This window comes from Bradyrhizobium sp. CCGUVB4N (assembly GCF_024199945.1).
Classification (GTDB): Bacteria; Pseudomonadota; Alphaproteobacteria; order Rhizobiales; family Xanthobacteraceae; genus Bradyrhizobium.
This window is the reverse complement of sequence record NZ_JANADP010000001.1, coordinates 762357-784177: the sequence shown is the minus strand read 5'-3', so window position 1 is coordinate 784177 and position 21821 is coordinate 762357. Positions and strand designations below refer to the sequence as shown.

At 64.9% G+C, this 21821-nt stretch carries 25 protein-coding genes; 11 read left to right on the top strand and 14 right to left on the bottom strand.

Annotated features, from left to right (window positions below; all coding sequences use genetic code 11):
* Positions 1–89: 89 nt before the first annotated feature.
* Entirely contained in the window at positions 90–908 is an 819-nt protein-coding gene (gene map / locus NLM31_RS03695; protein ID WP_254127962.1) for a type I methionyl aminopeptidase, read from the top strand.
* 18 nt (positions 909–926) lie between these two features.
* On the opposite strand, the gene NLM31_RS03690 is transcribed toward map, so the two are convergent.
* From NLM31_RS03690 to NLM31_RS03680, 3 genes are all read right to left on the bottom strand, one after another.
* Positions 927–1844, bottom strand: a complete 918-nt coding sequence (locus NLM31_RS03690) for a sigma-70 family RNA polymerase sigma factor (RefSeq protein WP_375167463.1) — start codon at positions 1842–1844, stop codon at positions 927–929.
* Positions 1845–1910: 66 nt separating this feature from the next.
* Positions 1911–2351 (bottom strand): antibiotic biosynthesis monooxygenase, encoded by a 441-nt coding sequence (locus tag NLM31_RS03685; RefSeq protein ID WP_254127961.1) that lies wholly within the window; start codon positions 2349–2351, stop codon positions 1911–1913.
* Between the two features lie 118 nt (positions 2352–2469).
* On the bottom strand, positions 2470–3066 hold the full coding sequence (locus NLM31_RS03680; protein WP_254127960.1) for a bifunctional transcriptional activator/DNA repair enzyme AdaA: 597 nt from the start codon (positions 3064–3066) through the stop codon (positions 2470–2472).
* Positions 3067–3198: 132 nt separating this feature from the next.
* Between NLM31_RS03680 and NLM31_RS03675 the strand changes: the two genes are divergently transcribed.
* The 5 genes from NLM31_RS03675 (at position 3199) to NLM31_RS03655 (ending at position 7340) form a co-directional block, all read left to right on the top strand.
* The gene (locus NLM31_RS03675) at positions 3199–4137 is read left to right on the top strand and encodes a DMT family transporter (protein WP_254127959.1); all 939 of its coding nucleotides are present in this window, start codon (positions 3199–3201) and stop codon (positions 4135–4137) included.
* A 79-nt stretch (positions 4138–4216) separates the two neighbouring features.
* Entirely contained in the window at positions 4217–5071 is an 855-nt protein-coding gene (locus NLM31_RS03670) for an intradiol ring-cleavage dioxygenase (protein ID WP_254191495.1), read from the top strand.
* 250 nt (positions 5072–5321) lie between these two features.
* Positions 5322–5708 (top strand): VOC family protein, encoded by a 387-nt coding sequence (locus NLM31_RS03665; protein WP_254191494.1) that lies wholly within the window; start codon positions 5322–5324, stop codon positions 5706–5708.
* A gap of 98 nt (positions 5709–5806) precedes the next feature.
* On the top strand, positions 5807–6520 hold the full coding sequence (gene radC / locus NLM31_RS03660; RefSeq protein ID WP_254191493.1) for a DNA repair protein RadC: 714 nt from the start codon (positions 5807–5809) through the stop codon (positions 6518–6520).
* 28 nt (positions 6521–6548) lie between these two features.
* Positions 6549–7340, top strand: a complete 792-nt coding sequence (locus NLM31_RS03655; RefSeq protein WP_254191492.1) for a DUF4239 domain-containing protein — start codon at positions 6549–6551, stop codon at positions 7338–7340.
* Positions 7341–7365: 25 nt separating this feature from the next.
* On the opposite strand, the gene NLM31_RS03650 is transcribed toward NLM31_RS03655, so the two are convergent.
* A complete protein-coding gene (locus tag NLM31_RS03650; RefSeq protein WP_254127955.1) occupies positions 7366–7749 on the bottom strand; it encodes a VOC family protein in 384 nt (127 codons plus the stop codon).
* A 23-nt stretch (positions 7750–7772) separates the two neighbouring features.
* Positions 7773–8354, bottom strand: a complete 582-nt coding sequence (locus NLM31_RS03645) for a TetR family transcriptional regulator (RefSeq protein ID WP_254127954.1) — start codon at positions 8352–8354, stop codon at positions 7773–7775.
* Positions 8355–8514: 160 nt separating this feature from the next.
* Here NLM31_RS03645 and NLM31_RS03640 point away from each other — a divergent pair, with 160 nt between their 5' ends.
* Positions 8515–8940, top strand: a complete 426-nt coding sequence (locus tag NLM31_RS03640; protein WP_254127953.1) for a Tautomerase enzyme — start codon at positions 8515–8517, stop codon at positions 8938–8940.
* A gap of 57 nt (positions 8941–8997) precedes the next feature.
* Here the strand turns inward: NLM31_RS03640 and NLM31_RS03635 are convergent, their stop codons facing one another.
* Together NLM31_RS03635 and NLM31_RS03630 are read right to left on the bottom strand one after the other, a co-directional pair.
* Positions 8998–9303, bottom strand: a complete 306-nt coding sequence (locus NLM31_RS03635; RefSeq protein ID WP_254127952.1) for a glycine zipper domain-containing protein — start codon at positions 9301–9303, stop codon at positions 8998–9000.
* 141 nt (positions 9304–9444) lie between these two features.
* Complete coding sequence (locus NLM31_RS03630; protein ID WP_254191491.1) at positions 9445–9927, bottom strand: hypothetical protein; 483 nt, start codon at positions 9925–9927, stop codon at positions 9445–9447.
* Positions 9928–10061: 134 nt separating this feature from the next.
* On the opposite strand from NLM31_RS03630, the gene NLM31_RS03625 reads away from it, so the two are divergent.
* Positions 10062–11543: a peptidoglycan-binding protein gene (locus NLM31_RS03625; RefSeq protein WP_254191490.1), complete on the top strand. Its 1482-nt coding sequence runs from the start codon at positions 10062–10064 to the stop codon at positions 11541–11543.
* On the opposite strand, the gene NLM31_RS03620 is transcribed toward NLM31_RS03625, so the two are convergent.
* From NLM31_RS03620 to NLM31_RS03590, 7 genes are all read right to left on the bottom strand, one after another.
* Positions 11540–12820, bottom strand: coding sequence for an RNA polymerase sigma factor (locus NLM31_RS03620; RefSeq protein ID WP_254191489.1), 1281 nt, complete (start codon positions 12818–12820; stop codon positions 11540–11542). The genes NLM31_RS03625 and NLM31_RS03620 overlap by 4 nt on opposite strands.
* Positions 12821–12953: 133 nt before the next feature.
* A complete protein-coding gene (locus NLM31_RS03615) occupies positions 12954–13352 on the bottom strand; it encodes a YciI family protein (RefSeq protein WP_254191488.1) in 399 nt (132 codons plus the stop codon).
* 147 nt (positions 13353–13499) lie between these two features.
* Positions 13500–14195 carry an AprI/Inh family metalloprotease inhibitor gene (locus NLM31_RS03610; RefSeq protein ID WP_254191487.1) on the bottom strand — a complete coding sequence of 232 codons (696 nt, stop codon included), beginning with the start codon at positions 14193–14195 and terminating at the stop codon, positions 13500–13502.
* Entirely contained in the window at positions 14195–15184 is a 990-nt protein-coding gene (locus tag NLM31_RS03605; protein WP_254127946.1) for a 2-hydroxyacid dehydrogenase, read from the bottom strand. Before NLM31_RS03605 ends, NLM31_RS03610 begins: the two co-directional genes overlap by 1 nt.
* Positions 15184–16002, bottom strand: a complete 819-nt coding sequence (locus NLM31_RS03600; protein ID WP_254191486.1) for an ABC transporter permease — start codon at positions 16000–16002, stop codon at positions 15184–15186. The genes NLM31_RS03605 and NLM31_RS03600 overlap by 1 nt, the downstream gene beginning before the upstream one ends.
* Positions 15999–16814 carry an ABC transporter ATP-binding protein gene (locus NLM31_RS03595; RefSeq protein WP_254191485.1) on the bottom strand — a complete coding sequence of 272 codons (816 nt, stop codon included), beginning with the start codon at positions 16812–16814 and terminating at the stop codon, positions 15999–16001. Before NLM31_RS03595 ends, NLM31_RS03600 begins: the two co-directional genes overlap by 4 nt.
* 203 nt (positions 16815–17017) lie before the next feature.
* Positions 17018–18040, bottom strand: a complete 1023-nt coding sequence (locus NLM31_RS03590) for an ABC transporter substrate-binding protein (RefSeq protein WP_254191484.1) — start codon at positions 18038–18040, stop codon at positions 17018–17020.
* Positions 18041–18180: 140 nt separating this feature from the next.
* Between NLM31_RS03590 and NLM31_RS03585 the strand changes: the two genes are divergently transcribed.
* The 3 genes from NLM31_RS03585 to NLM31_RS03575 all read left to right on the top strand — a co-directional run bounded on the left by NLM31_RS03585 (position 18181) and on the right by NLM31_RS03575 (position 21772).
* The gene (locus tag NLM31_RS03585; RefSeq protein WP_254191483.1) at positions 18181–18987 is read left to right on the top strand and encodes a creatininase family protein; all 807 of its coding nucleotides are present in this window, start codon (positions 18181–18183) and stop codon (positions 18985–18987) included.
* Positions 18988–19126: 139 nt separating this feature from the next.
* A complete protein-coding gene (locus tag NLM31_RS03580; RefSeq protein ID WP_254191482.1) occupies positions 19127–19387 on the top strand; it encodes a hypothetical protein in 261 nt (86 codons plus the stop codon).
* Positions 19388–19765: 378 nt separating this feature from the next.
* Positions 19766–21772: a carbohydrate porin gene (locus tag NLM31_RS03575; RefSeq protein ID WP_375167462.1), complete on the top strand. Its 2007-nt coding sequence runs from the start codon at positions 19766–19768 to the stop codon at positions 21770–21772.
* The last annotated feature ends 49 nt before the right edge of the window (positions 21773–21821 follow it).

The following is a 21821-nucleotide window of genomic DNA, read 5'->3' as shown; positions in this document are numbered from 1 at the left end:
CCCCAGCCAAGCTTGCGCGAAGGCCCGCAATCATTAAATTAGGGCCTCAAATCAAGCCCTTCCGCCGTATTCCAGAAGATAGCGCCCGCATGAGCTACGTCGAAGCCACCGATACCTCCCTGCGCAAGACCGGACAGATCAAGCTGCATGGGCCGGCCGCCTTTGCCGGCATGCGCAAGGCGGGTGCCCTGGTGGCGAAATGCCTCGACGAGCTCACCGACATCGTCGGCCCCGGCGTTGCGACCGACCGCATCGACGAGTTCGTCCGCGAGTTCGCCTTCAGCCACGGCGCCTATCCGGCGACGCTGATGTATCGCGGCTATCGCTACTCGACCTGCACCTCGCTCAACCACGTGGTCTGCCACGGCATGCCCGGCGACCGTCCGCTGAAGGAAGGCGACATCGTCAACATCGACGTCACCTTCATCGTCGACGGCTGGTACGGCGATTCCAGCCGGATGTATGCGGTCGGCCCGATCGCACGCAAGGCGGAGCGGCTGATCGAAGTGACCTATGAAGCCATGATGCGCGGCATCGCCGCCGTGAAGCCCGGCGCCACCACCGGCGACATCGGCCACGCCATCCAGAGTTTCGTCGAGCCGCAGGGCATGAGCGTGGTGCGCGATTTCTGCGGCCATGGCCTCGGGCGCATGTTCCACGACGAGCCGAACATCATCCATATCGGCCGGCCCGGCGAAGGCGTGCAGCTCAAGCCCGGCATGTTCTTCACCATCGAGCCGATGATCAATCTCGGCAAGCCGCATGTGAAGATTCTCTCCGACGGCTGGACCGCGGTCACTCGCGACCGCTCGCTGTCGGCACAGTTCGAGCACTCGGTCGGCGTCACCGCCACCGGCGTCGAGATCTTCACGCTGTCGGAGCGGCACGGCGAGAAGCAGATCGGCTGATCTGCCGGCCTCGCGCCGTCAGTCCAGCGCGAACAATTCGGCGCCTTCGATCGCGTAGTGCGCGAACAGAAAATCCCTGATGTTGACGATGCTGCCGTTCTCCCAGTCGAGGAGCACGAAGTAGCGCGGCGGGCCTGACGGATCCTGCGGATCGAACATGATGATCGCAGGGCGCCGGTCGACGAATCCGGGAACGCAGTGCCAGGGGCTGGTCTGCGCGTAACGCCCGAAATACTCGGCGACGTCGTGGCGGCCGGTACGGCGTGTCCTGTTGACCATCTCCAGCCGCACGTCGTCGGCCAGCATGTCGCGCAAGGAATCGAAGTCGCGGGCGTTGAAGCGCTCGACATAATGCATCAGGCGGGCGCGCTCCGCCGTGTCCAGCTCCGGAGGCCTGATGTCATCGGCTTCCTCCGCGAGCTCGCGGAGGCGGACGCGACCGCGTTGCAGGGCGCCCTTGGTGGCGGGAATGCTGCCGCCCATGATGGTGCAGACCTCGTCGACGGAATAGCCGAGCACGTCTCGCAGGATCACCGCACTCCGCTGCGCCACCGGCAGCCGCATGAAGGTCTGCAAGCTCGCAGCCACGATCTGGCGGTCGTTCACGGGGCTGGTCAAGGCGGCGATCATGTCCAGATCTTCATCGGAGTGAGCAGCGTTGTAGCGCGCGCGCCGGCGCAAGAAATCCAGCGCGGCATTGTGGGCGATGCGAAACAGCCAGCCTTCCGGATTGTCGAGCGGCTCAGTCCGCGGCGCCGCCTCGACGGCCTTGAGCAGCGCCTCCTGAAGCACGTCCTCGCCGTCGATGACCGAGCCCGTCATGCGCGCGCAGTAACGATGCAGCTGCGGCCGCATTTCCACCGCCAGGCGGTCGAGGGCTTGCTGGGCGGTCTCCCGGACCGCCCCCGAGTTGTTGCTGGTCACATCGTCGGTCAAGCAGGCTCTCCCCGTCGCCGACAGGCGTGATACGTCAATCGGAATCGAGATACCACCCACTGAGGGTCAGGCATGATTGACCTCGACGACCTCGCACAGGATCGTCTCGGCCTTCGCGATCGCAACAAGGCGCTGGACATACGGTGCGAACTTCGGATCCTTGCGGAAATTCTCGATATCCGCAGCACTTCGCCATTGCGAGTAGTTGATCGCACGCCCGCCCTCCTTGCCGGCGTGGACGCTGGACGAGATGAATCCGGGCTGCTTGCTGAAGAAGGTCTCGGTACCCTCCTTCAGGAGCTGGACCAGCTTCTGCTGGTTGTCCGGCTCGACCGTGAAGACGTTGACGAGGGTGGCGACGTCGCTGCCGGTGCGAATGGTGGCTTCCATTTTCGAACTCCTGTTCTGGCTGTAGGACGGGACGCTTTGAGCGGCAAGCAGGACGCCGGCACTCACGCCGGTGGCAACGACGGCGCGACGCGATGGCGTGGCTTTGATCTCTGACATCGATGTTCTCCCTTGAGGAAACCCTGCTGGCCGCTCGACGAGGCCCACAGCGCTAGAGACGAACGAGGAGGTGCAAAGGAAACGGTCGGTGCGGATTTTTTTTCGTCGGCGCCAGGCCCTAACGGCGCCGCGGGAACGACGACGGCGGCCGCCTGTAGGTCGCGGCAAAGGCATCGTTGAAGCGGCGAACGCTGCCGAAGCCGGCGGCGAAGGCGATCTCCGCCAGGGTCATCTCGGTCTGGTCGATCAGACGCTTGGCCTCCTGCACGCGCCGGGTCGCCGCGATATCGCTCGGGCTCGCGCCGGCATGACGCAGGAACAGGCGCAGCAGGTGGCGCGGCCCGACGCCGAGCGCGCCTGCGAGTTCCGTCATGGTGGCGCGATCGAGAAAGCCATCGTCGATCAGCCGCATCCCGCGGGCGACGGTGGTGGCCGTCCCCAGCCAGGCCGGAGAACCCGGCGCGGTTTCCGGCCGGCAGCGCAGGCAGGGACGGAAGCCGGCCCGCTCGGCCGCGGCTGCCGTCGCGTAGAAGGTGACATTCTCCGAGCGCGCCGGCCGAACCGGACAGACCGGCCGGCAATAGATGCGCGTCGAGCGAACACCGGAGAAAAACAGGCCGTCGAAATCCCGCGCACGTGCCAGCCGCGCCCGGTCGCAGGTCTCCCAGTCGAGATGCGGTGGCAGGGTTTGCCGTTGCGCCGGGCTCGTCATCATGCCGCGAGGATAGTTTCGATGCGGCCCGCCGAGTAGCTGAAATCGGACTCGATCGGACGATGAGGTCCGAATTCGGCCAGCCCGCGCCGCGGCTTCCTGATCATGCTGCCGGCAAATCAAGGAGCACACCGCATGAGCACGCAGGCCGAACAGGCAACATCGGACCAAGGTACCCTCGCCTGCGAGATCGCCCTGTTGCTGCTGCTCTCGCTGATCTGGGGAAGCTCGTTCACGCTGATCAAGGTGGCGATCCCCGCGATTCCGCCGTTCACGATGGTTGCGGCACGCGTGACCCTCGCGGCAGCTCTTCTCCTTCTCATTGCGACGGCGCAGGGGCACGCACTTCCTCGCCGGGGATCGGTCTGGGCTGCGTTTCTCGTGCAGGGCGTGCTGCAAAGCGCGCTGCCATTCACCCTGATCAGCTGGGGCGAGGCGCATATCACCAGCGGCCTCGCCGGCGTGCTCAATGCGACGCCGCCGATGTTCGTGCTTGCGATCGCCTTGATGACAGAGCGCGGGCGACAGGCGATCAGCGGCCGCAAGATCGCAGGCGTCGCTCTCGGCCTTGCCGGCGTCGCCGTGACCGTGGGGATCGACGCGCTGTCCGGAATCGGCACCGCCGCACCGCTGGCGCAGGCGGCCGTGCTCGGGGCGAGCCTTTGCTACGCGCTCGCGCCGATCTGGGGACAACGGTTCACAAGGCTTCCTGCGATCGTCACGGCGGCAGGCGCCATGAGCTGCGCCGCAATCCTGATGCTGCCTGCGGCCGCGATCCTCGAGCGACCATGGCTGCTGGCGCCGCCCCAAGCGCAGGCGATCGTAGCTGTCATCGCACTGGCCGTGGTCTGCACGGCGCTCGCGATGGTGATCTATTTCCGGCTGATCCGCACGATCGGCCCACTCGGCACCACCAGCGGGAGTTATCTGCGGGCGGGTTTCGCGGTGATGCTCGGCACAACCCTGCTCGGCGAGAGCTTCACCTGGTCAATTCTCGCCGGAATGGCGCTCATTCTCGCCGGGGTGGTCATCGTCACGCTGCCCGCGCGACATGATCAGAAACCACGGGGCTGATTGTCGCCATCTTCAAAGCCTGATCTTGCCATCCTGTTTCCCGATGACGATCTCTCGTCAAGCAGACAGGAGAGACGGAGTGAGCACATCGACGCGCCGCGGCTTTCTCGGGTTTGTGTCGGCCAGTGCCGCGGGCCTGTTGCCCGGCCGCGCGGACGCTGCGCCCGTTGCCGCGGACGCCCAGCCCGCCTGCATCCTGACGCCGCAGGCGGAGGAAGGGCCGTTCTATTCCGACCCGAAACTCGTGCGATCCGACATCGCCGAGGGCAGGCCCGGGGTGCCGCTGACCTTGCGGCTACGGGTGATCGATGCCGGATCGTGCACGGCGATCCACGACGCGCGGATCGACATCTGGCACTGCGACGCGAAGGGGCTCTATTCGGCCTTCGCCGGCCAGAGCGACGACCACAATGTCGATGCGACCGGCCAGACGTTCCTGCGCGGCACGCAAACGACCGACGGCGCCGGCTGGGTGACGTTCAACACCATCTATCCCGGCTGGTATGACGGCCGCACCACCCACATTCATTTCAAGGTTTTTCTCCGCGACCGGACCGTGCTGACCGGGCAGACCTTCCTGCCGGATGCGCTCAACGAGTTCATCTATACCAACGTCCCCGACTACGGCGGCCGCGCACGGCAACGCATGGTGATCAATGCCAACGACCACGTCATCGAGCGCTCCGATCCCGAGCATCGCGCCTTCTGCGCGGTGAAGGAGGAGCGCGACCGCTACGTCGCGACATTGACGCTCGGCGTCGATCGCCGCGCAGAGGCGACGGTCGGACGTGCGGGCCCGCCGCCACCGCCGCCCGGCATGCACGGCGGACCGCCACCGGGGCCGCCGCCCGGCGGCATGGGCGGGCCCGTGTTCGGGCGTCCGATCAAGGACCGGCTGGCTGCGCTGGTGCCGGGGTTGAAGCGCGACCGTTGAACCGTCGTTGCCGCTCCGCGCGATCTTTGCTACGCAGGGCGCGCCGAAAAAGGCATGGCCGGATTGGTAAGCCCGGCCTGTTCCTGATCGTCCAGGAATTCTGCCACCGTCTTCACGGGTGGACCCACGGCCGGACAGAGTGACGCGATCGTCACGCTGACCGGCGTGTCGTGTCACCGTGTCAACCCGGCCGCCGCCTCAGCGTGGATCTCGCCTCGTCCGTTCTTTCACCTTGAACGGAGACAGAGCTATGCGACTGCAACATCTCAACCTGGCGACGTCGGACGTGGCGACCCTTGCCGCCTTCTTCGAGCGCTTCTTCGGCTTCACGCTCTACGCGGGGCGCGGCGACGCGCTCGTCGTCCTGCGCAACAAGGAGGATTTCGTCCTCACCGTGATGCGCGGCAAGACAGGCGAGGCGGCCGACTATCCCGCCAACTTCCACATCGGGTTCTATTATGACGAGGTGAGCGAGGTCGAGGCCAAGCATGCCGAGCTGACGGCCGCAGGCCTGAACCCGGGTCGGATCGCCTTCATGGACCGCGGCGGCGGCGCGCGCGTGCCGCATTTCTACTGCAACGCGCCGGGCGACGTGCTGGTCGAAATCTGCACGCCGCCGGGCGGCCTGACGGCGTAGGCTGGATGGCGCCTCCTGCGGGCGGCAGCGAAACCGCCCGCAGGACGTCCCGACACTTCATGGTTGCAAAACGCGCCGCGTACGGCATGGTTGTGCCGATGCCCGCCAAAGCCAAGCCTGACGACAGCACGCCCGAAGAGACGCCGCATTATCTCGGCCATCGCGAGCGGCTGCGCGAGCGCTTCTACACCGCCGGCGCGGATGCGCTCAGCGACTACGAGCTGTTGGAAATGGCACTGTTTCCGGCGCTGCCCCGGCGCGACACCAAACCGCTGGCAAAGACGCTGATCAAGACCTTCGGCTCGTTCGCCGAAGTCGTCCATGCGCCGGTGGCGCGGTTGCGCGAGGTCGACGGCGTCGGCGAAGCCGCGATCAACCAGCTCAAGCTGATCGCGGCGGCGGCACATCGCGTCGCCAAGGGCGAGGTCAACAGCCGCAACGCGCTGTCGTCCTGGAACGAGGTGATCGCCTATTGCCGCACCAGCATGGCCTTCGCCGACAAGGAGCAATTCCGCCTGCTCTTTCTCGACAAGCGCAACCAGCTCATCGCCGACGAGATACAGCAGACCGGCACCGTCGACCACACCCCGGTCTATCCGCGCGAGGTGATCAAGCGCGCGCTGGAGCTCTCGGCGACCGCGCTGATTCTGGTGCATAACCACCCCTCCGGCGATCCTTCGCCGTCGCAGGCTGATATCCAGATGACCAAGGCGATCATCGACATCGCCAAGCCGCTCGGGATTGCCGTGCATGACCACATCATCGTCGGCAAGAACGGCCATGCCAGCCTGCGCGGGATGCGGCTGATCTGAGAAACCTTCACGCAAGCGATGAGATGACATGAGCGACTGGCTGCACAATCTGCCCGTGCCCTTGATGGCGCTGGTCATCTTCGGCTTCACCTATCTGCTGGCGGCGGCGGTGTTCGGCTTCGTCGCGCTGGTGGCGACGGAGGAGCGGGCGAAGGCGCTGAAGGCGATCTCGCCCGGCATGCTGCCCGTGCTCGGCATCATCTTCGGCCTGTTCGTCGCCTTCACTGCGGCGCAGGTCTGGGGTGACAGCGACCGCGCCGGCGCGGCGGTGAGCCGCGAGGCCAGCGCACTGCGCGGCGTCGTTCTGCTCGCCGCCGGCCTGCCGGCGGAACAGGAAGCAAAGCTCAGCCGGCTTGTGCGTGACTATGTCAATCAGGCCGTCACCGTGGAATGGCCGATGATGGCGCATCAGGAGGCTTCGCTGAAGGCAACGCCGCCTCCGCTCGCCGAGGCCTTGCAGCTCGTCATCGCGATGACGCCACAGGGCACGGGTCAGTCGACCGCGCAGCACGAGATCGTCGCCGCGCTGGAGCAGGCGCTGGATGCGCGGCGACAGCGGATCATCGTCAGCCTGGCCTCGGTCAACGCGGTGAAATGGTGGTGCCTGTATCTCCAGGCCCTGTGCGAGCTGCTGGTGATCGGCTTCGTTCATTGCGACAACCGACTGGGATCGGCGATCGCGATTGCGCTGTTCGCGACCGGCGTCGCTACCTCGGTGCTCCTGATCGCGGCGCATGATCGTCCGTTCACCGGCCAGATCTCGATCTCGCCGGAGCCGCTGCGCCAGATCATGCCGGAAGCGCCCGCCGGACGAAATTGATCAAGCCGGCAGCCAGGCTCTCGCCCTACTCGGGCGCCAGCGTGCAGTTCAGCATCCATTGCACACCGAAGCGATCGGTGAGCTTGCCGTAGTAGCCCCAGGGCTGGATTCCGAGCGGCGTGGTGATGGTACCGCCTTCGGCGAGACGCGCGAACAGGTCTGTCGTTTCCTGCGCGTCGTCCATCATCAGGTGGTGCGCCGAGCCGCGCATCGGCTCGGCATCGTCATTGTCGGATGCATAGAACTGGATGCCCGGTCCCTCGAATTTCGCGTGCATGATCTTGCCCTGCATCGGCCCGGCGGCGCCGTGGCGCTTGATCTCGGTCACCTCGCCGAGACCGCAGGCGGTATAGAACGCGAGCGCCGGCTCGCACTGGGTTGTGAAGAAGAGATAATTCGACATCTGCATCTGCGGCTCTCCCCTTCGGTCGATCAGGTTTCGGCACAGGCTTTGAGCGCAGCCGCGCGGCACGCCGAGGCAATGGCCGCGCTGACATCCTTGTCGGCGACCGCCCTTGCCATCGTGACACCGCCGGACAGGATCGAGAGCAGCGCCCAGGCGCGCGCGCGTCTGTCCTTGGACGATCGACCGGGCAGGCCGTCGGCCACCGCGCTCACCACGCCCTCGATCTCGGCCTCGAACACGGTCTTGATTCCGACGTCTGCGCGCTGCACCTCCGACGTCAGGCTCTGCAAGGCGCAGCTCGAACCGAGCTCGCAGACCCGCTTTTGCCCGAGATAGAAATCGACGAATGCCGCGACCCATTTGGCACCGTGCTCGGCCCGCAGGGCTTCGACACCCTGGCGCAGCTCTTCGAGGCCCGCCACCAGCGCAGCCTTGAACGCCTCGCCCTTGGACGAGAAGTGCCCGTAGAACGCGCCCGAGGTCACCTCGGCCTCCTTGGCAAGGCCGTCGACACCGATGCCGCCAAAACCCTGACGACGAAAACCGCGGCCGGCGGCCGCCACCATGCGCGCGCGGGCTTCTTCCTTGTGTCCGGACTTGTATCGCACCAGCGCACCTCGTCATATAACGATCGTTATTTTAATGTTGACGGCACCGCCCTCGTCGTGCGAATGCAATCACGATCGTTATATAACGATCGCAATATTATCGCAAGCCGCGATCGCAGCCGGCGTTCGCGGCGCTCACACCACGAAGGGAGTTTTGGTCATGCCGATCACCGTCGTCGCCACGGATGGCATCTTCAGTGCAACCGCCGAGAAAACCATGTTCGCCGATCTGACCGCCTCGTTTCTCAGGCACCATGATCTCGCGGGCAATGCCTTCATCACGCCGAACGTGATCGGCGAGATCAGCACGATCCCGAAAGGCCGGTCGTTCGCCGGCGGGACGTCGAACGACATCGTCGTGGTCGAATTGAAGGTCCCGTCCTTCGCACTGGCGAGCCCGGAGCAAAAGGCGGGCTTCATCGCAGACGCCACCGACATCGCGTTCAAGGCCGCGGAAGGCCGTCATCCGCGGGAGCGGATTTTCGTCAACATGGTCTACGCGGTGGACGGCCTGTGGGGCATCGGCGGCAAGGCCTACACCAATGCCGAGCTTGGCGACGCCGTCAGCCGGGCTAACGCTGCCTAGCGGCAGGGGCAGACACGGCAGCGCCGGCGCGTGCGAGACGACGCCGGCGCTGTCCGCTCAGTAGCAATATCTCGGATCGACCGGGACGTAGCGGCCATCCGGGCGCTGCATGTAGCAGCCGCGCTGATAGGCGTAATAGCCGGACCGGCGACGCTCGCCTTCGGAGGCGATCGCAGCCCCCGTGCCGGCGCCGACGACGGCACCGATGGCGGCGCCGCGGCCGCCACCAAGCGCACCGCCCACGATCGCTCCGCCGACGCCGCCGAGGATGGCGCCGCCGATAGCGTCCTGCGCCACCGCGTCATGGACCGGGATGGCCATCGCGACCGCGAAACATGCTGCAATTCCAAGACGTCGAAGCATTCCCGAATCCTCCCATCTGATGCGGCCAGTCATAGCGTTTGGGACGATCCCGGGCCAGAATAATCGCGTGAATCCAGCTTGTTTCCGCCCTTTACGTCACGGGGCCAGCCTGTCGCGACAACCAACGGATCCTGATCGGCCTCAGACCGAAGGCCCCTTGTCCAGGGCGAAGGAAAGCACGATCGCGTCCGGCGTCTGCTTGAATTCCTTGGTCACCGCCGCGCGCACCAGGCTTGCGAGATCACCAAGTGGCCTGCTTTCATCAAGCTTCGGGAACAGGACGGTCACTGATGTGAGGCGTCCGTTGCGCCAGTTGAAGCCGACCCGCGGCTTGACGCCGGTCGACTGTTCGAGATCGGCCTCGACCGCCTGGGCTTGCTGCAGTCCGTCCTTCAGCGTGGCCACGGCATCGCAGGCGGACAAGGCAAAGGCGAGAAAGACAATGACGACGGCTCTGAACATCGAAGGGCCCGGACAACGTTGAACTCTCCACATGGTTGCATAAACAATTTTATGCAACAAGCAGACCGCGCGATAAGAAAGACACGCCGCGACGTGCGCGCGTGCGCCGATCTGATGTTGCGTCCTTTGACCGCAACCTTTCGCGCTGCACGTGTAAGCCATTTCACATGCGCTCCGGCGATGGCCTGCCACATTTGCCGAACCACACCCAGAGCCCGTGCCTGCCGGCAGTGGCATGCGGCTCACGCCTGATTGCACAACGACCTGATAATTTTAACAATTCGCGGGAGCGGGAGATGGTGTCATACGAGAGTCTGAAAAGCGGGTATGAGAGGAACTGGGCCAATCTCCAGATCCGGCCCGCCCGCCTTGGCGAGGCCAACGCGACGGCACGCAAGGCGATCAACGGCAAGGCGACCTATCAGCAGATCGAGCGGCTGACCGGTGTGCCCTGGTACTTCATCGCGCTCTGCCATTATCGCGAATCCAATTTCGATTTCGACACCTATCTCGGCAACGGCGAAACGCTGAAGCGCGTGACGTGCCTCGTTCCGAAGGGCCGCGGCCCGTTCGCCTCGTTCGTCGACGGCGCCGTGGACGCGCTGCGGATCCAGCACTTCGTCGGCACGCAGGACTGGTGCATCGCGCGTACGCTGTACCGGCTCGAATGCTTCAACGGTCTCGGCTATCACGCCAAGGGCGTCAACTCGCCCTATCTCTACGGCGGCTCGACCCTCTACGGACCAACCGAGGCAAATGCCGGCAAGTTCGTCGCGGACCACGTCTTCGACCCGAGCCATGTCGATACGCAGCTCGGCACCGCGGTGGTCCTGCATGCGATGATGTCACAGGATTCCTCGATCACCATCGACGACAGCCCGTCCATTGCCCCCCGTTCCGAGCCGGACGAGGACGTGGCGTCGTCGGTGCTGCTGATGCAGCAGACGCTCAACAGGCTCGGCGCCAATCCACCGCTCGACGAAGACGGCATCAGCGGACCGAAGACCAAGGCGGCGGTCTCGCAATTCCAGCAACAGCACGCCCTCGAGGATACCGGCCTGCTCGACGGGACCACGATCGCCGCCATCACGCGCGCCGGCCTGCAACCGGTCCGGACGGCAAATATCGATCTCTCCCAGATTCTGGGGCGGCTGGAAAACCTTGCACAGCTTCTGCAGCCGGGAGCGACCCCGACCGGTGCAACGCCGATCGCGATCCCGCCGATAGGGACAGTGCCTGCAGGGTCATCCAACCAGCTATCCCAGATCCTCAACCAGTTGCAGAACCTCACGCAGGCCTTGCAGCCGGGAGCAACAACGCCAGTAAGTACGACTCCCGCGGCCAACCCGACGGTCAATGTGCTTGGACAGCTCCTCTCTCTCATCACCAAGACCGTTCCCGGCACGCCGACGATAGCAAATCCCGCTTCGACCGATCAGCTCAAACAGGTGGTCGATCTGCTCAGCGCCTTGCTCAGCAACAAGCCTGTGCTCGGACAGGTCAATGGCGCGCTCGGCCAAACCATCGGCAAAATGCTGGATGGCAAGAAGACGGCGCTCGGAATTGGCGGCTCGCTCATTACCGCGCTGCTCTCTGCCGTGACCGCAAGCCCCAATGCGGGAGGCCTGGCCGGATTGTTCGGGACGATTGCGTCGGCGGTGCCGGGCCTGAGCCAATTCGCGCTTCCCATCTCGCTGGCACTGACGGCCTGGGGCGTGCTCGGCAAGATGGAGAAATGGGCGCAGGGCACTGCGCCACCGCCCAAGCCGACGACCTAAAGCTGCTCGCCTGCGAGCGCCGCGGCGCGGCGCTCCATCAGCGCGCGTTCGCGTGCGTTGGTCGCAAGATGCGCGGCGGCCTCGAACGCCTGCCGCGCCTCTGCGCGCCGTCCGAGCTTCTGCAGGAAATCACCACGAACCGCCGGCAGATGATGATAGGCCGACAGCGCCGGTGCGCCTGCGATCCCGTCCAGCACGTCGAGCCCGGCCTGCGGTCCCTCGGCCATGCCGACCGCGACCGCGCGATTGAGCTCGATGATCGGCGAGCGCACCAGAAACGCCAGCTCGGCGTAAAGCTGCGCGATGCGCCGCCAGTCGGTATCTGCAGCCGTTTCCGCCGTGGCGTGACACGCCGCAATCGCGGCCTGAAGCGCATAAAACCGTCCCGCACCGCCGAGCTCGCGGGCCCGTTCGAGCGACCGCAGGCCTCGACGGATCTGCGAGCGATCCCAGAGCGCGCGATCCTGGTCCATCAGAAGAATGGGGTCGCCGCTTGCATCGGTCCGTGCGCGCGCCCGCGCGGCATTCAAATCCATCAGGGCGACGAGGCCGTGAACCTCGGGCTCGTCCGGGGCGAGGCCGGCGAGCACACGGCCCATGCGCAGCGCCTCGTCGCAGAGCTGCGGCCGCAGCCATTCGTCGCCGCGCGCCGCGAGATAGCCCTCGTTGAAGATGAGGTAGACGACCTCCAGCACCGAGGCGAGACGCTCCGACAGAGCCTCGCCGCTGGGCGTCTCATAGGCGAGGCCGGAATTCGACAGCGTGCGTTTGGCACGGACGATGCGCTGGGAGATGGTGGCCTCTGGCACCAGATAGGCGCGGGCGATCTCGGAGGTGGTGAGCCCGCAGATCATCCGCAGCGCCAGCGCCGCGCGTGCCTCGCGCGACAGGATCGGATGACAGGCGGTGAACACCAGCCGCAACAATTCATCGCCGATATCATCGTCGAGCGCGGCGTCGAAATCGGGCACGATCTCCTGCTCCTGCAACATGTCGCGCGCCAGCATGTCCTGCTTCTCGCCAAGCATCTTGCCGCGGCGCAAGTGATCGAGCGCGCGTCGCTTTGCGGTCGTCATGAGCCAGGCGCCGGGATTGTCAGGCACGCCGATGGCCGGCCAGGCTTCCAGCGCCGCAACCAGCGCGTCCTGGGTCAGCTCTTCCGCAAGCGGCACATCGCGCAGCATCCGCGACAGCGTCGCGATCAGCCGCGGCTGCACGACGCGCCAAGTTGCGTGAATCGCGGCGCGGACGGCTTGATCAATGTCGGCGGCCGTCATCGCCGCCGACCAGAGCCTTTTCCGTTCCGACTGGGTCGGAACGGGGCTCTCGTTTCTTGTTTTGACGCGTTTTCTTTGCGCGAACCGGTCCCCACTTCGCTCGAAAACGCTATGGAACGCGCGATGCTCGTCATTAGGCGTGAGCGGCTACGCCCGACTTCGCATCGACCTCGCAGGCCCCGTCCACCCCCGGCGTGGCGAAGGCCCGCAATTCGCAGGTGCCATCCCAGCCCGGCATGTGATCGAGGTGCAGCTGCATGAACTCCTTGGCCATGGCCAGGGCTTCGGCCTTGTCGCGCAGCTCGAAAATGGCGTAGCCACCGACCACTTCCTTGGCCTCGATGAAGGGGCCGTCGATGACGCTGAGCTCGCCGTCGACGATCCGCACCCGTGCGCCCGTGGCAAGCGGCATCAGGCCGCCATTGTCGATCATCCGGCCGGCCTTGATTTCCCGCTCGGAAATCTTCTGCATGGCCTCCATCAGCGCTGGGCTGGGGCCTCTCATCGGCTGGCTGGAGGTGACGATGTACATAAAGCGCATGCAAAACTCCTGTTGAGGCGAGACGCGGCCGGTTCGGCCGCGCGATCAGCTCGCTATTGGGATGACGATCCGGCCGGGGCCGGATCGACATGGGCGCAGGAAAAATTGCCGGGCAGAAAAACAGGAACGGACGGGCGCCTATTGGCGCAGCATGATCAGGGGATCGGCCGTATCGGGAACCCGACGCCATTGGGCATTGTCGTCGGCCTCGAACTGCCAGACCTCGCCGGATTTCGACATCAGGATGATCTGGCCGCGCTCCAGCCGCCATTGCGTCGGGTTGAACTGGGCGATCGCCGCGTCGCATTTCGGCTTGAGGAAGACCTGGAAATTGTCCTGATCGGCTTCCGTATTGGTCAGCGTCAATCCGCAGATCGGCTGGCCGTTGCCGCGGACCATGGCCCAGTCGCCGATCATCTGGTCCATCGACTTGGCCATCGAGCGCGCGGCGGCGAGGTCCTGCAGAATGTAGACGCCCTCGCCCTGCCGCAGGCCCTCGAAGATGCCGGCCTCGACCTCAGTGAAGTCGATCACGGACTCACCGGTTGCATCCTGCAGACGGACGATGTCTCCGAGACCCTTGATGCTCCAGGCCACGATGTCCTTGGTGAAGGGCAGCGCCGTCTTGCACGCCGGCTCCAGTTCCAGCTTGAAGCCCTGCGCCACCGGATCGCCCTTGATCGTGACAACGCAAGTCTTGCTGCGCTCGGTGGTCGAGAGCTCCCACTGCCCGATCATCTCCTTCTTCAGGGTCGTCGCATCCTGCGCATGCGCGGCACCGGTCGCGGCGACGCAGGCCGCGATCAGCAAAGCAACGACCCGAAGAGCGGTCATCAGCGCCCCTTGAACGGCGTTTCGGCGACCGGCGTCAGCGGCGCCTTGCCGGAGAACCAGGATTTGAGGTTGTCGACAACGAGCTGGTCCATGGCGTTGCGCGTCACCACGGAGGCCGAGCCGATATGCGGCAACAGCACCACGTTCTGCATGGTCTTGAGCTCGTCCGGCACATTGGGCTCGGCCGCGAACACGTCGAGACCGGCGGCGAGGATGGTGCCGGATTTCAGCGCCTGGACCAGCGCCTGTTCGTCGACCACGGAGCCGCGCGCAACGTTGACCAACACGCCGCGCGGGCCGAGCGCCTTGAGCACCTCGGCATTGATCATCTTGTTGGTCGAGGCGCCGCCCGGCACGATCACCATCAGCGTGTCCACCGCCTTCGCCATCTCGATCAGGTCGGGATAGTGCTTGTAGGACACGTCCTTGGACGGATTGCGCGAGTGATAGACCACCGGCACCAGCGACGCATCGAGCCGGCGCGCGATGGCCTGGCCGATGCGGCCCATGCCGACGATGCCGACCTTGCGGTCACGCAGCGAGCCGACGCTGAGCGGATAGTTCTGGGTCTGCCAGAGGCCGGAGCGAACGTAGCGGTCGGCCTTGATGAATTCGCGCACGGTGGAGATCAGGAGGCCCATCGCGACGTCGGCGACCTCCTCGGTCAGCACGTCGGGCGTGTTGGTAACGATGATGTTGTGCTCGGCCGCGTATTTGGCGTCGATGTGGTCGTAACCGACGCCGAAGCTCGCCACCATCTCGATCTTGGGCAATTGCGACAGCGAATCCTTGTCGGCGCGGACGGTGTGATAGGTCACCGCGACGCCGCGGATCTTGTCGCGGACCGCCGGCGTCAGCCGCTCGAGGTCGCCGCGCGTCTCGGCCTTGTGCACGACGAAATGATCGGAAAACCCGTTCTCGAGGATCGGCCGCACCGGCCCATAAATCAGAAGGTCGATCTTGTCGGACGAAATCGAACCGGTAGACATCAGTTTTCCTTTCCAAGCGCGCTCTCATGCCAGCGCCGTAAAACGAGGTGGGAAATTAGCGCCAGCACCCCATAGATGACAATCCCGGCAAGCGACAGCAGAAGCAGCGCTGCGAACATGCGGGGTATGTTCAATCGATAGCCGGATTCGGCGATTCTGTAGGCGAGGCCCGAGCCGGCGCCCGCCGTTCCGGCCGCGATCTCGGCCACGACCGCGCCGATCAGCGACAGGCCGCCGGCAATGCGCAGGCCGCCCAAAATATAGGGCAGCGCTGCAGGCAGTTTCAGGAAGCGCAGGGTTTGCGGCTTTGATGCGCCATAGAGCTGGAACAGGCCGGCAAGGTTGCGGTCGACCGAATTCAGCCCGAGCGTGGTGTTCGACAGCACCGGAAAAAAGGCGACGATAAAGGCACAGACGACGACCGCGGTCTGCTGTTCCAGATAGATCAGCAAGAGCGGCGCGATCGCGATCACCGGCGTCACCTGGAGCACGACGGCATAGGGGAACAGCGAATATTCCATCCATTTCGACTGGTTGAACAGCAGTGCCAGCGCGATGCCGCCGATGCTGGCCGCGACAAACCCCTCCAGCGTCGTCAGCAGCGTGGTCGCGAGCGATTGTGACAGCACCGCCCAGTCCTTGATCAGCGTCAGGAAAATCACCGAGGGCGCCGGCAGCACGTAAGGCGGGATCTCCCGGAGGCGGACGACGAGCTCCCAGGCGGCAAGGCCGGCCGCGAACACGATGACGGGCAGCAGGAAGCGCACCGCGCTTTGCGCGCCGGACGGCTTTGCAGTGACGGGGGCTTGCGCGTTCATAGCATCGACTGTCCCGAATAGGACGGCGCCAGCGCGGCCGACACGCGCCGGCAATAATCGGAATAAGCCGCCGAGGTGCGAAACTCCTCCCCGCGCGGCTCGACGGTCTCGATGCGGATGTCGGCCTGGATGCGGCCGGGCCGCGCCGTCATGACCACGACGCGCTGCGACAGATAGACGGATTCGAACACCGAATGCGTGACGAAGATGACGGTCTTGCCAAGGCTACGCCACAGCGCGAGCAGATCGTTGTTGAGGCGGAATCGCGTGATCTCATCGAGCGCCGCGAACGGCTCATCCATCAGCAGGATATCCGGATCGGTGACGAGCGCGCGCGCCAGCGACACCCGCATCTTCATGCCGCCGGACAATTCGCGCGGAAAGGCATCGGCGAAATCGGCAAGACCGACGCTGGCGAGCGCTTCGTCGACCCGCGCCCGCGCTTCGGCTTTCGGGGCGCCGCCGAGCTTCAAGGGCAGCCGCACATTCTCGCGCACACTGGCCCAGGGCATCAGGGTCGGCTCCTGGAACACGAAGCCGATGCCATGGCCGATCTGCGCCGGGCCGTCATGACGCGACATCCGCACCGTGCCCGATGACGCCGCGCTGAGCCCGGCAATCAGCCTCAGCGCCGTCGACTTGCCGCAGCCGGATGGCCCGAGCAGCGAGATGAACTCGCCCTTGCGCACCGCGAGATCGAACGGACCCAGCGCCATGACGCCATTGTCATAGGTCTTCGTCACGCCGCGCAGGCTGACGGCAAGTGCCGTCAGGCTGGCCTCGACCATGGGCGAAGTTTTGCTCTCTACCATAGGCCGCAAGATGCTGTAAGACGCGGCGAGTCGACCACCTCTCCCCAACGGGGAGAGGTCGGCGCGTAGCGCCGGGTGAGGGGGATCACGGCCCACGAGAGGACAGAACCCCTCACCCGCATCGCATCTGACGATGCGATGCGACCTCTCCCTTCGGGAGAGGTGACCGATGCCGCCGCACCCTGGTCCAATCTCAGCATGCGTTACGGCTTGGCGGGGCGCAGCTCGACACCGACGCCCTTGTTGACGAAGCGCAGCGTGTAGGACTTGCGGAAGTCGAGATCGCCCTTCACGACGCCGGCCTTCACCATCTTGTTGAAGAAGGAGGTGTAGCGATCGTCGCTCATGGCGCCGATGCCGTTCTTCAAGGAATCGCCGGAATCGACGATGCCGTATTCCTTCATCTTGGCGACGGAATAAGCGAGCAGCTCGTCGGTCATCTCCGGATTGAGCTGCTTGATCATGGCATTGCCGGCGGAATTGTCGCGGTAGATGTAGTTGTACCAGCCGATCATCGAGGCATCGACGAAACGCTGCACCAGGTCCGCCTTCTTCTCGACCAGGTCGCGGCGGGTCTCGATCAGGGTCGAATAGGTGTTGAATCCGGCATCGGCGAGCAGGATGACGTTGGGCTTGAAGCCCGCAGCCTTCTCGACTGCGAAGGGCTCGGAGGTGACGTAGCCCTGCATCGCGCTCTTGGGGTTCGCGATGAAGGGTTGCGGATTGAAATTATAGGGACGGACGTTCTTCTCGCTGAAGCCGTATTCGGACTTCAGCCACTGGAAGTAGCTGGTCATGCCCTCCTTGGAGACGAACAGCGTCAGCGGCTTGAGCTCCTCGATCTTGGTGACCTTCGCATCCGGCTGCGTCAGCATCACCTGCGGGTCTTTCTGGAAGACCGCGGCGATGGTGACCACGGGAACGTTGTTGGCGACCGCATCGAACGACATCAGCGTGTTCGCGGCCATGAAGAAATCGATCTTGCCGGCGATCAGCAGCATCCGGTTGTTCTCGTTCGGACCGCCGGGAACGATGGTGACGTCGAGGCCGTATTTCTTGTAGGTGCCGTCGGCGACCGCCTGGAAGAAGCCGCCATGCTCGGCCTCGGCGACCCAGTTGGTGCCGAAGGTGACCTTGTCCAGGGTCTCGCTACGCGCCGGCAGGATCGACACGACCGTGGCCAGCAAGCCTGCCGTTAACGCTTGCCGCAGATGGGAAGGGCTCATCAATGCACTCCGTCGATCGTGTCTGGCCGATGTGAAAACAACGCGATAAAACCGCAAGACATTCGGGGACGCGAGCCGGCCAGGCCCGCGTCCCCTCCATAACACCAAACTACGTGACAAATTCGGGCAAAGAAACCTTGATGACGCCTTCCCGCGACTGGACCGCGATCCGCTGGGCCGATGCCGCTCCTGCGGATGTTGCGCGCTGGATCGCGGTGCTGCCACTGGCGGCGACCGAGCAGCACGGCCCGCATCTGCCGCTCGAGACCGATGTGCTGATCGCGGACGCCTATCTTGCCCGCGTGCGGGAGCTTTTGCCTGAGACGATGCCGGTCACATTCCTGCCCGTTGAACGGATCGGGATTTCCACCGAGCATATCGACTATCCCGGCACGCAGACGCTGCCGACCGAAACGGCGTTGAAGCGATGGACCGCGATCGGCGAGGACATCGCACGACGCGGCGTGAACAAGCTCGTCATCATCACCAGCCATGGCGGCAACAGCGCGGCGATGATGCTGGTGGCGCAGGATCTTCGCGCGCATCAAAAAATGTTCGCGGTGACGACATCGTGGTCGCGCCTGTCGGGCGCCGAAAAACTGTTCCCGGCCGATGAAGTGCGCCACGGCATCCATGGCGGCGCGGTCGAGACCTCGATCATGCTGGCGCGCTATCCCGATCAGGTGCGCGCCGATGCGATCGCGGATTTTCCGGCGAGCAGCATCGCGATGGAAAAACAATACCGCTGGCTCTCGACGCAGCGGCCCGCGCCCTTTGCCTGGCAGGCGCAGGATCTCAACGCCAGCGGGGCCGTCGGCAATGCGACGCTGGCCGTGACCGAGAAGGGCGAGCAGCTCATCGACCAGGGCGCGCGCGCCTTTTGCGAGCTGCTGACCGAAGTCGATAACTTCGACGTGAACAGGCTCGCCAGAGGCCCCCTCGGCTAACTCGCATCCAACTGAAATCATTCGGGAAAGAGCCGATTTCCCGAGCCGGCCGAGGCGCTTTCGAACCGGTTTCGGCAAGCCTCCGTCCAATTGGGCACGCGGACCACAACGGACCGCCTCAACCCGGATGGAGTTTCACATGTCGATCAAGACCAAGATTGCCGCCGTCGCTCTCGCCGCTCTCACCGTCACCGCTGGCGTCGCGTCCACCACGTCGACCGCTCAGGCCAAGCCGCTCGGCTGGGGCGTCGGTGTCGGCCTGGGCATCGCGACCGCCGCCGTCGTCGGCACCGCGATCGCCGCCAGCAGCGACCCCTATTACGGCTATCACCGCTGCGGCTGGTCCCCCCGTTACAACGCTTTCGGCCAGTACGTCGGCAGCGTTCGCACTTGCTACTGATTTGAGGCTCTGAGGCCGATCTTACGTGGATCCTGCGTCCGACACGGGCGCCTCATCCACCCCGTGTCGTGCCCCGACCCCGCCCGGCTGTCCCCCCGGGCGGGGTCATCCTTTTTCCGCACCGGGAAGTTGTTGCAGTCCCGTCACATAACGGTGCGAACCATCGCCTGCGACATTCCTGACTAGTTGCTATTGCGAATTATTAGCAATAAGGTTCGCAACAAGCGCAGGGACTTGGCAAGATCTTGGGGTGAAACGCGTCGAAACGAGCTCGTCTCGTCCGATCGCGCGAACAGCCAAGCCCCTGATGACAGGAGCACCGCGAATCGGCAGGGATGTCGGGAGCGGTTGGGCACAGTCGCGTCTGGGGGCGTAGTTTTGACGTTGAGAGGTCACCGTTACAGGTATCTGCGGGCAGCCACGGCGCTTGCCTCGGGCGTGCTCGTGCTGCCGGGTGCCGGCTTCGCCGCCGACCTGCCGCTGAAGGCGCGCGCCGCGAAAACCGTCTACGAGTGGACCGGCTTCTATGTCGGCGGCCATTTCGGCTACGGCGACGCGGGCTTCGGACCCGGCACCAATCCGTTGCCCGAGCAAGGCGTCGTCCTGCCCCACAGCGCAACCGGGCTCAGTGGCGGCTATCAACTTGGCTACAACCGACAACTCGCAAATCGCGTCGTGCTCGGCATCGAAGCCGACGCAACGTTCACGGGTCCGACCGACGGCCCGGCACTCGCGCGTTCGCCGGTGCCCTTCAACACCACGATCGACTACATCGGCACGGTGCGCGGCCGCGTCGGCTATGCCTTCGACCGGTTCATGCCTTACGTCACCGGCGGCGTCGCGTGGGGACACACGCATATCAACGTCAACGATGCCGATGGTGTCTCGCCGCTCTTCCCGGTCGGCCACTACCAGGCCGGATGGACTGCGGGCCTCGGTCTCGAATACGCGGTCAGCGGCAATTGGACCGCGAAGGCCGAATACGAATATGTCGACCTCTCCCGCAAGACCTACGATCTCAGCGGCTTTGGCCTCGGCAGCGTCAACATCGATCCGCGCATTCATCTGTTCAAGCTCGGCCTGAACTACCAGTTCGGCGACACGCCGTGGATGCCGGTGGTCGGCGGCAAGACCAAGCTGCCTGAATCCGACGACTGGAACGTCCACGCCCAGACCACCGTGCTGCCGCAAGGCTATGGCCCGATCCATTCGCCCTATGCGAGCCCGCAGAGCCTGCCCGGCGGCGGCCAGTTCCAGGCGACATGGACGACGACGGCGTTTCTGGGCGCGCGGCTCTGGGACGGCGGCGAATTCTATTTCAATCCCGAACTCGCGCAGGGCTTCGGCCTCAACGGCACGCTCGGCCTCGCCGGCTTCTCCAACGGCGAAGCCCAGAAGGCCGGCGCGCCGTTCCCAAAAATCCGCGCGCAGCGCTACTTCTTCAAGCAGACGTTCGGACTCGGCGGCGAGCAGGAAGCGGTCGAGGACGCGCCGAACCAGCTCGCGGGCAAGCGCGATATCGACCGCGTCACGCTGATTGTCGGCCGTTTCGCCGTCGGCGATTTCTTCGACGGCAACTCCTATGCAAAGGACCCGCGCGCCGATTTCATGAACTGGGCGATGTGGTCGTCGGGCGCCTACGACTTCCCGGCCGATCTGCCCGGCTATACCCGCGGCGCCGTGGTCGAGCTCAACCGCAAGGACTGGGCGATCCGCGCCGGCCTGTTCCAGGTGCCGTCCGCGCCGAACAGCGACGTGCTGACCTTCAAGACCGGCGGCAGCGTGGTCGAGTTCGAGGAGCGTCACACGCTCCTCGAGCAGCCCGGCAAACTGCGCGTCGGCGTCTTCGCCAACAGCGGCAACACCGCGAACTACAACGATGTCGTCGCACAGGCCGCCGCCAACCCCGCACTCGACATCAACGACATCACGACCGCGAACCAGCGCACCCGTTCGAAGTACGGCTTCTACGTCAATCTCGAGCAGCAGATCGTCAACGACGTCGGACTGTTCGCGCGGGCAAGCTGGAACGACGGCCAGAACCAGATTCTCTCCTTCACCGACATCGACCGCAGCGTCTCAGGCGGCCTCTCGATCAAGGGCAGCCGTTGGGGACGTCCGGATGACACAATCGGCATCGGTGGCGCCATCAACGGCCTGTCTGACGCACATCGCGCTTTCCTTGCCGCCGGCGGCACCGGCCTGCTGATCGGCGACGGCCAGCTCAACTACCGCAACGAACGCATCCTCGAGGCCTACTACGCCTATTCGGTGATCAAGGGCGTGACGATGACCGCGGACTATCAATTGATCACAAACCCGGCCTATAACGCCGACCGTGGGCCGGTCTCGATCTTCTCGGGCCGTCTGCACGCCGAGTTCTAGCCCCAGGATTCTCGTCTAGCATTCTAGTCTGGGATTCTTGCCCAAAAGG

Bases quoted from the DNA above. Each gene is read 5' to 3' on its own strand.
- map (WP_254127962.1), top strand. From the start codon at position 90: ATGAGCTACGTCGAAGCCACCGATACCTCCCTGCGCAAGACCGGACAG.
- NLM31_RS03685 (WP_254127961.1), bottom strand. From the start codon at position 2,351: ATGTCAGAGATCAAAGCCACGCCATCGCGTCGCGCCGTCGTTGCCACC.
- NLM31_RS03680 (WP_254127960.1), bottom strand. From the start codon at position 3,066: ATGATGACGAGCCCGGCGCAACGGCAAACCCTGCCACCGCATCTCGAC.
- NLM31_RS03675 (WP_254127959.1), top strand. From the start codon at position 3,199: ATGAGCACGCAGGCCGAACAGGCAACATCGGACCAAGGTACCCTCGCC.
- NLM31_RS03665 (WP_254191494.1), top strand. From the start codon at position 5,322: ATGCGACTGCAACATCTCAACCTGGCGACGTCGGACGTGGCGACCCTT.
- radC (WP_254191493.1), top strand. From the start codon at position 5,807: ATGCCCGCCAAAGCCAAGCCTGACGACAGCACGCCCGAAGAGACGCCG.
- NLM31_RS03655 (WP_254191492.1), top strand. From the start codon at position 6,549: ATGAGCGACTGGCTGCACAATCTGCCCGTGCCCTTGATGGCGCTGGTC.
- NLM31_RS03650 (WP_254127955.1), bottom strand. From the start codon at position 7,749: ATGCAGATGTCGAATTATCTCTTCTTCACAACCCAGTGCGAGCCGGCG.
- NLM31_RS03640 (WP_254127953.1), top strand. From the start codon at position 8,515: ATGCCGATCACCGTCGTCGCCACGGATGGCATCTTCAGTGCAACCGCC.
- NLM31_RS03635 (WP_254127952.1), bottom strand. From the start codon at position 9,303: ATGCTTCGACGTCTTGGAATTGCAGCATGTTTCGCGGTCGCGATGGCC.
- NLM31_RS03630 (WP_254191491.1), bottom strand. From the start codon at position 9,927: ATGGCTTACACGTGCAGCGCGAAAGGTTGCGGTCAAAGGACGCAACAT.
- NLM31_RS03625 (WP_254191490.1), top strand. From the start codon at position 10,062: ATGGTGTCATACGAGAGTCTGAAAAGCGGGTATGAGAGGAACTGGGCC.
- NLM31_RS03620 (WP_254191489.1), bottom strand. From the start codon at position 12,820: ATGACGGCCGCCGACATTGATCAAGCCGTCCGCGCCGCGATTCACGCA.
- NLM31_RS03615 (WP_254191488.1), bottom strand. From the start codon at position 13,352: ATGTACATCGTCACCTCCAGCCAGCCGATGAGAGGCCCCAGCCCAGCG.
- NLM31_RS03610 (WP_254191487.1), bottom strand. From the start codon at position 14,195: ATGACCGCTCTTCGGGTCGTTGCTTTGCTGATCGCGGCCTGCGTCGCC.
- NLM31_RS03605 (WP_254127946.1), bottom strand. From the start codon at position 15,184: ATGTCTACCGGTTCGATTTCGTCCGACAAGATCGACCTTCTGATTTAT.
- NLM31_RS03600 (WP_254191486.1), bottom strand. From the start codon at position 16,002: ATGAACGCGCAAGCCCCCGTCACTGCAAAGCCGTCCGGCGCGCAAAGC.
- NLM31_RS03595 (WP_254191485.1), bottom strand. From the start codon at position 16,814: ATGGTAGAGAGCAAAACTTCGCCCATGGTCGAGGCCAGCCTGACGGCA.
- NLM31_RS03590 (WP_254191484.1), bottom strand. From the start codon at position 18,040: ATGAGCCCTTCCCATCTGCGGCAAGCGTTAACGGCAGGCTTGCTGGCC.
- NLM31_RS03585 (WP_254191483.1), top strand. From the start codon at position 18,181: ATGACGCCTTCCCGCGACTGGACCGCGATCCGCTGGGCCGATGCCGCT.
- NLM31_RS03580 (WP_254191482.1), top strand. From the start codon at position 19,127: ATGTCGATCAAGACCAAGATTGCCGCCGTCGCTCTCGCCGCTCTCACC.